This is a genomic window from Streptococcus sp. 5346 (assembly GCF_013277455.1).
In the GTDB taxonomy this organism is placed as follows: Bacteria; Bacillota; Bacilli; order Lactobacillales; family Streptococcaceae; genus Streptococcus.
In genome coordinates, this window is sequence record NZ_VMMY01000001.1 from 193,678 (window position 1) to 202,124 (window position 8,447).

The 8,447-nt window shown below is 37.8% G+C and carries 2 protein-coding genes and 1 pseudogene; all 3 read right to left on the reverse strand.

Going from position 1 to position 8,447, the window contains the following annotated elements:
* Positions 1-13: 13 nt before the first annotated feature.
* Positions 14-6,910: a Rib/alpha-like domain-containing protein gene (locus HT732_RS00970; RefSeq protein ID WP_173253678.1), complete on the reverse strand. Its 6,897-nt coding sequence runs from the start codon at positions 6,908-6,910 to the stop codon at positions 14-16.
* 301 nt (positions 6,911-7,211) lie between these two features.
* Positions 7,212-7,445, reverse strand: a complete 234-nt coding sequence (locus HT732_RS10520) for an LPXTG cell wall anchor domain-containing protein (protein ID WP_345890496.1) — start codon at positions 7,443-7,445, stop codon at positions 7,212-7,214.
* A gap of 75 nt (positions 7,446-7,520) precedes the next feature.
* A pseudogene (locus HT732_RS00980) lies at positions 7,521-8,447 on the reverse strand (YSIRK signal domain/LPXTG anchor domain surface protein); the annotation flags it as partial.

The window sequence follows — 8,447 nt, forward strand, 5'->3', positions numbered from 1 at the left end:
AAACTATGAGTTTTTAGTCCTCTTTTTTCTTGCGAGCAAGAAGTCCAAATCCACTTAGGGCTCCAAGAAGTCCAAGCGCTGCGAGGCTAGCGCTAGCTTCTGTACCTGTGTTAGGCAATTCTTTTTGACCATCAACGTATTTAGGTGTTGCTGGTTGGGTAGCTGAATCAGTTGCTACTGATGGTTCAGCTGGTGTTGGAACAGCAGGTTGGCTTGGAGTTGTTGGTTGTTCCGGTTGCACTGGAGCTACTGGTTGTTCTTGATCGATTGGATTTGTCACTTTCTTATAGTGATGTAAGGTATTTCCTTTAGCATCCGTTGTCGAATGACTATATTCATATCCTTCCAACTCTATCGGATTGTGTTTTCCTTCTTTATCTGAAGTAATTCGGTTACCATTTTCATCTAGGTATTCCGTTACAATTTGAACTGTTGAATCACCATTTTGAGCAATGACTCCTCCACCATTTTGTGATTTAGGTGTTACTGTTACTGGTACGTCGACTGTAATAATACGACCATCCGGTAATTTTACTTTCACTTTAACCACTGGTTTTACTCCAGGTGTTTCAGTTGTTGGAATTTCTCCTACTTCTACAATTTCCCATCCTTCTGGTAGATCTACTTTCTTCTTAACATCTTCTTCAGTAATTGGTGTTCCCACTTCTACTACAATAGGCGTTACTGTTGGTGTTACGATGACTGGTACATCTACTTCAATTATCTCACCAGTTGGAACTTTGATTTTCACTTTAACGCTTGGTTTTACTCCAGCTGGAATTGTTGTTGGGATTTCTCCTACTTCTACAATTTCCCATCCTGGTTCTTTTGGTAAATCAATATGACCTTTCACATCGTCTGGTGTGATTGGAGTTCCTTGTGGTACAACAATTTGTCTTACAGTTGGTGTTACGATTACCGGTACGTCGACTGTAATCTTACGTCCATCTGGTAATTCAATTTCCACTGAAACAACTGGTTTTGTTCCTGGTGTTGTAGTCGTTGGAATTTCGCCCACTTTTGTTACAGTCCATCCTTTTGGCAATTCGATATGTTTCTTAACATCTTCTGACGTTACAGGCGTTCCTACTGAAACTACTACAGGTGTTACTTTCGGCGTTACGATTACTGGGATATTCATCGTTACTCGAATTCCATTTGGCAATTCAACTACAACTGGAATACTTGGTCTTTCACCTGGAACATCTGTTGTAGGTTTATCTCCAATTGAGATAACTTTTACTCCTTTTGGAATGTGTTTTTCAACATCCTCAGCAGTAATTGGATCACCTTGTTTTTTAACAATATCTTCAATAGGTGTTACATTCACTGGTACTTCTACCGTAACTACTTTGTCATTTGGTAATGTAATCGTTACTTTTACTGGATCTTTCTTACCTGGTGTTGTTAAGTCTGGAATGTTTTCTACCTTCGTTACCTTGCCACCTTCTGGAATCGTGATTCTCTTAGTGTAATCCTCTGGTGTTAATGGAGTCTTCGTAACCGGAGTTTCAATTTCCTTCACTGGTGTTACGTTCACTGGGACTTCCACTGTAATTACTTTCCTATTTGGTAATTCTACCGTTACTTTAACTGGATCTTTCTTACCTGGCGTTGTTAAGTCTGGAATGTTCTCAACATTCGTTACCCTGCCTTCTGCAGGAACTTTAACATATTTAGAAATATCCTCTTTTGTTAAAGGTGTATTCGTCACTGGGGTTTCGATTGGTTTTGGTTTAGCTTCCACTACTTTAATAGTTGCTGGAACTTCTACTAATACATTACCATTTTTATCTTTTACCACAACTGTAACTGGTTTATCCCCTGGAGTTGTTCCATCATATGGAGTTGTTTGTCCTTCTGGAACTTTGTATTCAAACGTTGACCCTTCTGGATAGTCACTTGGTGTGATACTATCTTCAGCTTTAGGTTTATCTTTATCTTCAGCGTTTACTGGAGTTAATTGTTCTTTACCTTGAACGACTTTAATTTTCGCAGGTACTTCTACAACTGTATCTCCATCTGGATCTTTCACGACTACAGTAACATCTTTTTCACCTGGTGTTGTTCCATCATATGGAGTTGTTTGTCCTTCTGGAGTCTTGTATTCAAATGTTGATCCTTCTGGATAATCATCCGGTGTAATGCTATCTTGTGGTTTTGGTTTCTTATCATTTTCAGCATTTACAGGGACATATTGTGTCTTAGATTCTACTACTACAATTGTCGCTGGAATTTCTGTAATTGGTTGTCCATTCAACTTAGCTACTACCGTTACAGGTTTCTCACCTGGTGTTGTTGTATCTACCGGAGTGTTATCTTTATATTCAAATGTTGTTCCAGTTGGGAAATCATTTGGATTAATGTTTTCTTTTGGATCTGGCTGTTTCTTAGCTGGATCTACTGGTACATATTTAGGATAACTTTCTACTACTCGTACTGTAGATGGTACTTCAACGATTGTATTTCCTTGTGGGTCAAGCACTTCAACAACCACGTTCTTATCTCCAGTTGTTGTTACATCAATTGGACTTGTTTGTCCTTCTGGAGTTTTATATCTAAATGTTGATCCTTGTGGATAATCTGTTTTATCGATACTCTTCTCTGGATCTGGTAAAACATCATTATTTTCTTTTACAGGTACAATTTGTGGTACCCCTTCAACTACTGTTACTGGAACTTTGACTGTTGTAGTTTTTTCTTGACCATCTACAGTGTATTTAACTGGTACATCAACTTCTGTATCTTCTGTTAAGTCTGGCACTGTTACTGTAGCTGTTTCATCAATAGTAACGGTTGCACCTTGTGGTAATTTACCTGTAAATGTTGAATCTTCAATTGCTTTTTTGGCTTGAGCAAGTACTTTTTCTTTAGCTTTATCCTTGTCACTATTTTTAGCAACTAGAATTTCATCAGCTTCTGGTTTTGGTAATACTGTTACTGGAACACTTACTGTTTCTGTTAACTTACCATTGTCATAAGTTACCGGCACGTCTACTTTAACGTCTGTTTCCCCAGCTTTACCTGCTGTTTCTGGTAAATCAGTTTCTGCTGGTGTTCCTACTGTACCTCCAGTACCTGGAGTTACAGCCTCTTTTGCTTGAGTTGCTGTTGGTTTTTCACCTTCGAACACTACAATCTTAGCTGGTGTTGAGCTTACTACTGTTACTGGTACATTAATTGTGTCTTCTGCTACTACTGTACCTGTTGCGTCTTTGTATTGTACTTTTACTGGTACATTATCTTTATCACCATTAGAAGTTGTTGCTGGAACAGTATATGTTTGATTTGGAACTAATTCTACTGTAACTCCTGATGGTAGTGTTAATTTACCTAGTGCAGCTTGTGCTTTTTCTTTTACAGCTGTTGTTAGGTTGTCACTAGTTGTATCTTTTAATGTTGTTACTTTTTCTGGTGTTGCTTTTGGTAACACTTCAACTGGTACATTTACAGTTTCTGTTCCACTTGGGTATGTTACTGTTGTTGGTACAGTTACATCTTTTGCTCCTACTTTACCTGTTGTTTCTGGTAAATCTGTTTCTTTCGGATCGTTTACTGTTCCTTCATTTCCTGGTGTTACTGCATTCTTAACTTTCTCAACACTTGGTTTTGTTCCTTCTAATGTATATATCGTTTTTGTTTCAGAACCTGCTACGTTGATAGTTACTGGAACTGTTGTATTATATGTTTTTCCATCTACTGTATATGTTGCTGGAACATTTACAACACCTTTATTTGTCCCTTTTTCTGCAGTTATTGTCGCTAGTACTTCTTCTGTAATATCACCAACTGTTACTGTTGCTCCTGTTGGTAATTTCCCTGTGAAATCTGCTGATTCTACTAATGCTGTTGCTTTTTCTTTTGCAACTTCTTTTACTTTATCTACTGAAGCTCCTTTGTGTACTTCTACTTCACCAGTTGCTTTTGGCAATACTGTAACCGGAACTTCTACTGTTTCATTAATATTTGTACCATTTGAATCATGAGTAACCGTTGTTGGAATTTTCAATCCTGCTTCTCCAGCTTTTCCTGTCGTACTAAAGACATCTGCTTCGTTAGGATTGTTTACAACTCCCGCTTTAGTCTCGATTGTAGCAGGAGTGACTGAAGATTTAACCTGATCATTTGTAATCTTATCACCTTCAAATACTACTAACTTATCTGTAGTTGATTTTACAACATTTACTTCGATATCTACTGTTGTATCGTATGTTCTTCCATCAGCAGTATAAGTAACAGGAACTTTTACAACACCACGTCCATCAGCAGCTATTTTTGTGATTTCAACTTTATCTTTAGAATTAAGGGTAACATTCGTAATTTGACCTATTCCAGCTGTTGCATTCATATCTCTAAGCAATTGTTGGAAATTAGCTGAATTAACTTCTTCTTGTGCTTTGGCATAAGCAACTTCTTTTAACTGATCATTGTTAGTATTAATTGGAACAGTCACGGTACCTGTTGCTTGTAAGCTATTAATATAGATTATTTTTCCATATTCAAAATCTGGTTTATCAGAATTTGCCAATCCTCCTCGATTGAACTGATTTTCATATGCTGGTTTCAAACCATTAGTTGTATATGAATATAATTTATTTCCCTCTGCATCCGTATCTCCAAACCCACTTGTTACGGTTACTTTAAAATCCGCTGGTCCTATGAAGTTATTTGCAGTAGTAAACACAATACTTGATGAACGAGTAGTTTTTTCTGCTGCAGCCATACGATCTCCAGCAGGTACGTTATAAGTTAAAGTTCCTCCTTTAGAATTATCAGTTGGATCATTTGGAACCCATTTAATAGTATTTGCATAGACATTTCCTAAAAAGTCAGCACCACCATTTTTATTAATAACTCTATCTTCCAATACCACACCCTTTGGTACTTTTATCGTAACTTGAACATTTGATGCGGCATAGTAATTAATATTCATTCCAGCTGTATCTTTAAGCGTAAAGTTAAAACTACCTTTTTGATCTTTTTTGTAGATAGTGTCTGGTGTATATCCATACTCATTATTTTGTCTTCCAGAGCTGACATTTGTTACCACTTCTGCAGCTGGAGCTGTAGCAATACCGATACCACCAATAAGGTATCCATCTCTAAGCGTAACCGTATTCCCCCATCGTGTTTGGTTTTCAGTACCTCCATTTTGTGATCCCGCTTGATCTCCAGCTTCGATTAAAACCTTAATTTTTGTAGTAGTCGCAGGAATATCATATAGACGAGCCATATAATTCCATCCGTTACTTCCCCCAGGACCTTGTTCCGTAGATAAAGAACCATTTTTTCCTTCAACTGGGTTAATAACTTCTCCTGTGAAAGCATCAACAATTTTAAGTTTAACTTTTTCTCCAGTTCCTGTAGTAGAAACATGACCATAAGCACCACCGTGAATCAAGTTAACATTAATTCTTGAATTTCCATTTACATCATATTCCTTTGAAATAGTCGTACCTTTACTACCTAATTCAAGATAATAATCACGATTTTTCACTTCTCCAAATGCATTACTCTTTATCGCATCGATAGTAGGTGTTAAAGTTGGAATGATACCACTACCGTTATTATAGGATAGTTGATGTCCTTCAGTATAGAATCGTTTTAATTCTCCATTGTTTGTATATATTTTTGATTTTGGTACTGTTCGAGTACTTGGTGCACCGTCTTTATCTGTAACATTCGTTACATCAAGAGGTTGAACAGCATTTACTTGCTCACCAACTTCTATTTTCCAACCATTTAGTACGCCAGCTTCTGCATCAGCTTTTGTAATAGTTTTTTCTTTCCAGTTATAAGTTGCGCTACCAATTCCTGCAGTACGAGCATTAATTTCTCCTTGGCCTCTTTGTTGCTTAGCAATCGTTTCTGATTTAGTAACAGCATCCGTAAAGGTTACTTTATCCCCAAAACCTTCTTTCAGACTCTCAAAGACACCGTTTGTTGGGTTATTACCGTACGCTGCGTGGTTTTCACTAACAGGTGCTCCTAAGTCTGCTTTACCAGCCAAATATAAAGCTAATAAATCACGCTCAGATTTAACAGCTTCTGCTTGTTGGCTCATTTTTTGAGCTGAACTTACATCCGCAGCATTTGCAGTTGTAATAACATTTTCTGCTTTTTGTTTAATATGTTTTAAAACATCAATTTTAAATTGATCTTTTTTATTCGTAGGTAGCGCTTCTTCTTTTGCTATTTCAGCTTGAATTTTATCAATATTTGCTTGCAATTGTGGAATAGCTGCATCTCGAATACCTTTATATTTTTCTGCTTCCGACGCAGCATTTGCAGCTGTAGTATCTACAGTTCTAAACCCACTTTCCCCATTGCCAGGAATCGCTTGTCCGTTACGTGGATTTTGATTTTGGTTTTCTTCCTTCTTTTCTGCTTTTGGCATACTTGAAAGAACGAAAGCTTGGCTATTCAATTCTTTAGCAACTTTATCTACTTCTGTTTGTGTTGCTTTGTCGTTTGACAGTAGGGCTTGAGCCTTAGCAAGCTCTGTTTTTGCTGCTTCAATAGCTGAGGCAGTCTTTTCAGATACTCCTGCTTTGCCAAGGGCTGTCTCCATACGAGCAATAGCTGCTTCCAACTTGCTTGTGTCAGCCTTTATAGCTGGGGCTTCTTCCGCTTTTGGTGTTTCTGCTGGTGCTGATGGTTGCTCAGTTGTTGGTGTAGCAGTTTCATTTGAAACTAGAGGAGTTATTGAGCCTGATTGATTTCCATTGTCAGGGTTTACTTGTTCGTTTGTTGTTGAAGGTGTTGAAGGTGTTACATCTGCGTGAACAGTCGCTGCTACACCAAACATCATATAGGCTGCTACAGCTACTGATGCTGCACCAAAACTATACTTACGGATTGAAAAGCGCTGGACCTTTTGTCCGTGATACTTGTCCATTCTTGAATACATATTTTCTCCTTTTTAAATAAATTTTAATTGCGGAATTACACCCAAGTATTTTGAAAGTTTCAATTTCTAAATCTGATTCACAGAGTTAAATATCCCTACTCTAAACATAGGTAAATAATCCATTACTTACATTATAACATTATTTTCATTAGAAAATCTACTATTTATATGTAAAACAAGCGTTTTTTAATATATATATATATTAAAATACATTTTCTGCAAACTTCATATAAAAAAGCAAAAGACCATAGGGGTCTAAAAAAAGAAGATGACGAATCATCTTCTCAAAAACTATGAGTTTTTAGTCCTCTTTTTTCTTGCGAGCAAGAAATCCAAATCCACTCAAAGCTCCAAGGAATCCAAGTGCAGCTAGACTAGTATTAGCTTCTGTACCTGTGTTAGGTAACTCTTTTTGACCTTCAACTTCAACATATTTAGGTGTTGCTGGTTGAGTAGCTGAATCAGTTGCTACTGATGTTTCAGCTGGTGTTGGAACAGCAGGTTGGGTTGGAGTTGTTGGTTGTTCCGGTTGCACTGGAGCTACTGGTTGTTCAGGAGTCTCTGGTGTTGATGGAACTGGTGCTGGTTCCGGCTTAGGCTCTAGTTTAGGCTATGGTTTAGGCTCTGGCTTAGGCTCTGGTTTAGGCTCTGGTTTTGTATCTGCTTCATAGTATACATCAATTGTTTTATCATCTGTTGTTGATGTTACTTCTGTCGCTTCTACTCTTGTGACACTTGGAACTTTGTAGTTTGCTATTGATTCTGGTATTACTTCTGACCAACTGCCCTTGCTCCATTCTCCGTATGTAACTTCTCCAGTGACTTTGTTTGTTGTTTTTGTTCTTGATAACGTCACGCTTTGTACCGCTGGATCTTTCAAGACTTTATTTGTACCCTTTTCTAGGTAGTTGATTGTACGTGTGATGACTTTTGTTTCTACTTCGTCTTCTTTTGCTTGTGGATACTTCACGACTACTTCGGCATTTTCCATTGTTGGTGTTACTGCCACTGATTCTACACTTGGTTTATCTGGTGTTCCATAGTTTGCTACGGTTGGTGAAGCTTGTTCTGCCCAACTTCCTTGTGACCATGTTCCTTCTTCAAGTGCATTCGTTACTTTGTTTCGCTTGTTTGTTCTTGTTAGCGTAACATTCTGAACAACTTTTGGCAATACTTCTGTAGTTTCGTCGTTTGCATCTACATACTTAATTGTACGTGTGATGACTTTTGTTTCTACTTCGTCTTCTTTTGCTTGTGGATACTTCACGACTACTTCGGCATTTTCCATTGTTGGTGTTACTGCCACTGANNGTGCATTCGTTACTTTGTTGCGCTTGTTTGTTCTTGTTAGCGTAACAGTCTGCTCTACTTTTGGTGATACTTCTGTAGTTTCATCGCTTGCATCTACATACTTAATCGTACGTGTAATTACTTTTGTTTCTACTTCGTCTTCTTTTGCTTGTGGATACTTCACGACTACTTCGGCATTTTCCATTGTTGGTGTTACTGCCACTGACGCTACACTTGGTTTATCTGG

Excerpts from the sequence above, each read along its gene's own strand:
- HT732_RS00970 (WP_173253678.1), bottom strand. The coding sequence starts at position 6,910 with ATGTATTCAAGAATGGACAAGTATCACGGACAAAAGGTCCAGCGCTTT.